The organism is Fictibacillus phosphorivorans (assembly GCF_023715845.1).
In the GTDB taxonomy this organism is placed as follows: Bacteria; Bacillota; Bacilli; order Bacillales; family Fictibacillaceae; genus Fictibacillus; species Fictibacillus phosphorivorans_D.
Genome location: NZ_JAMBOR010000058.1, coordinates 1 through 480, shown reverse-complemented (window position 1 = coordinate 480; position 480 = coordinate 1). Strand labels below are relative to the sequence as shown.

Sequence of the window (480 nt, the reverse complement as noted above, 5' to 3'; positions counted from 1 at the left end):
GCGCAGGCCAGCTTTCCGAATCTCTATCCCGACTACGCGCCGCGCATCGAGCGGCATATCCGACAACTGGTGCCGCTGAAGCTCGCGACGGTCGCGACGATCGGCGACGGCGCGCTGGAGACGGCCGGCAACCTCGTCGAAGCCGTCGCGGCGACGACGCGCGAATTCAACGAACTCGGCGCGGCCGACATGATGGCCGGGATGCTCGCGCAAGCGACGCGCAAGGCCGGCATGTTCGAACGCTGGTTCGGGGCGGCGTCCGGCCATGTCAACTATCGCGCGGCGCTCGGTGCGCTCAAGCAGTCGCTCGGCTTTTTCCCTCGCCGTACCGAGGAACTCGCCGCCAAGGTCCGCCATGCGGAGGAAAACCTCGTGGTCGTGCTCGCCGCGCTGAGCGCGGTGTCGGACGTCGTGCGCGCGCCGGACGATGCGGGCGTCGAGCGCACGCTGTTCGACCGCCGCAACATCGTCGGACAGGCC

1 protein-coding gene is annotated in these 480 nt (G+C 69.2%); it reads left to right on the top strand.

The features are described from left to right. Positions 1-480, top strand: a 480-nt coding sequence (locus tag M3206_RS18780; protein WP_251314032.1) for a hypothetical protein, incomplete at both ends; no start/stop codon positions are given.